The following is a 2,463-nucleotide window of genomic DNA, read 5'->3' as shown; positions in this document are numbered from 1 at the left end:
GAAAAAGGTGAAGGATCGTCTAGAGCAGGAATTTTCCCAAGTAGAGCGTTCTCTCAAACGGGGCGCTTAAGCTGTCGATACCTCGCCTATTGTAGGCGAGGCATAACCTGGGTTAACAAAAAAACTGGGAGTAGAAACCTGTCCTATCTTCAGGTTTCTTGTGAACATCCCAAGCAAGGGAGGGTAGGATTATCGATGAGATCAAAGTTTTGGCCAATTTTTTGATCTGCTCTCGCCCTAACTCTCATCATAACTGAAGTTCCCCTGTACATTTGTACTACTCTACCCAGGAAAGGCTATCCCCATAAGGGATAAGCGTGATTTAGCCTGACCCTTGTGTGCCCATGTAATTTTCCGATTTTCTTAAGATTTTGGTTGGGGGAACTTCGGCTATAATGTAGTCATGTATATAGAACGTGTTCCTAACAGAAATTCTCCTCCTGCCGTCCTTCTCAGAGAATCATACCGAGAGGGAAATAAAGTTCGTAAACGCACCCTTGCTAATTTGTCCAAATTACCTGATGATGTGATCGAAAATTTGCGTATTGTTCTGAAAGGAGGAGTCGCAATTGAAAACTATGGAGAGGCTTTTCAAATTATTCGCAGCTTACCTCATGGTCATGTATCTGCGGTATTAGGAACTCTTAACAAACTGGGAGTTCCAGAGCTGCTCGACTCAAACCCCTCAAAAAATCGCTCTTTAATCATAGCAATGATAGTAGCCAGAATTATTGAGCCTCGCTCAAAATTGGCAACGGCGAGGGGATTAAATTGGAAAACTTGTTGTTCATCTTTGAGCCATATCCTCGGGTTAGAATCAGCATTGGAGGATGACTTATATGAGGCTTTAGATTGGTTACTAGTCCGACAAGCATCCATTGAAAATGAACTGGCGAAAAAGCATTTAGAAGAGGGTTCATTAGTTCTGTACGACATCAGTTCTACCTACTTTGTTCGCGAAGCGGAGGCCGTAGGCCACGCTACGCGAACGGCTTTGCCGAAAGGAAAAACCTGTCCCCTAGCCAAATACGGTTATAGTCGAGACAAAAAGAGAGGAAAACTACAAATAGTATTTGGCTTACTGTGTAACCGAGAAGGATGTCCCATAGCAGTAGAAGTCTTTGAAGGAAATACATCCGATACAACGACCTTGGCAAAACAAATCGAAAAAGTCCGTGATCGCTTTGGACTATCAAGAATTATCTGGGTCGGAGATAGAGGAATGATTACTCAGACGAGAATAGACCAAGAATTGTCTTCTGGGGAGGATAAGAATTGGATTACCGCTTTGACAGCCCCTCAAATCAAAAAACTCGCCCAGCAAGAGGTGATTCAACTGGGGTTGTTTGATGAACAGAATTTAGTTGAGGTTGAATCGGTTGATTATCAGGGGGAAAGATTAATTGCTTGTCGCAACCCTTTGACGGCTGAACAAAGCGCACAAAAACGAGAAAAACTCTTACAAAAAACTGAAGAAGAATTAGAAAAAATTGTCCAAGCAACTCTCCGAAAAAAAAGAGCTTTGAAAGGAGCCGAGCAAATTGGGATCCGAGTCGGTAAGGTGATTAATAAGTATCGAGTCGGTAAGTTCTTTGAACTGGAAATCACGAACAACAGCTTTTCATACTCCCGCAAGCCACAAGACTTAAAAGTCGCCGCCGCCTTAGATGGATTGTATGTAATTCGCACTTCTGTAGAGGCGGAAGTTTTAGATGCTCCAAGGACGGTCAAAGCTTACAAAAGTCTGTCTCAAGTTGAACAGGCTTTTCGTTCTTATAAGACTATGGATTTAAAAGTACGTCCCATTTCTCATCACCTTGAAAGCCGAGTGAAATCTCACGTTTTTCTTTGTATGCTGGCTTATTATGTGGAATGGCACATGAAACAAGCTAATGGGCCGATTTTGTTTGAGGATGAGGATGACACTCCTATCGATTGGGATGGGGTAACTCCTGTCAAACGTTCAAAAAAGGCTTTATCCAAAGCTCGTAGAAAGAAGACATCCCAGAATTTGCCTGTACATAGCTTTTCAACTTTGATGGCTGATCTGGGGACAATTACTCTTAACACAATTCGTTCTAAATTAGAGGGAGCTGATCTGACTTTTTTGAAAATTACTCAACCTACACCAGTCCAACAAAAGGCTTTAGATTTACTTAATGTTTCTCTGTTTGTACCCAGTAAATGACGGATAGAAAATCGGAAATCCCAAGCCATGCATAGGTTGTGCCATTTTGTCAACGAGGAACTTCAGTCATAAGTAAGAATTTTCCGGAACAGTAGGTAAGAGAGCTGAAAACAGTTAAAGATAATGCCAGCCGAAGCGCGGTTAGGGGTTAGCTGATCCGCGAGAAGCCCCGCGCTCTACCCGATAGGGTGAGCGTCGGGATGATAGCGGGACAATGAAGTGAAACGGAATTGTCAACTAGGAATCCTTGGGAAGAGGAAAACGAGCTATTAAAC

Annotated in this window: 1 protein-coding gene; it reads left to right on the top strand. The window is 42.7% G+C overall.

Features of this window, described 5'->3' with window-relative positions; all coding sequences use genetic code 11:
- Positions 1-403: 403 nt before the first annotated feature.
- Complete coding sequence (locus tag F6K49_RS41310; RefSeq protein WP_293106894.1) at positions 404-2,188, top strand: IS1634 family transposase; 1,785 nt, start codon at positions 404-406, stop codon at positions 2,186-2,188.
- Positions 2,189-2,463: the final 275 nt, after the last annotated feature.

The organism is Moorena sp. SIO3I6 (assembly GCF_010672095.1).
This window is presented reverse-complemented; position numbering and strand designations above follow the sequence as displayed.

Coding starts and splice junctions, on each gene's coding strand:
- F6K49_RS41310 (WP_293106894.1), top strand. CDS start 404: ATGTATATAGAACGTGTTCCTAACAGAAATTCTCCTCCTGCCGTCCTT.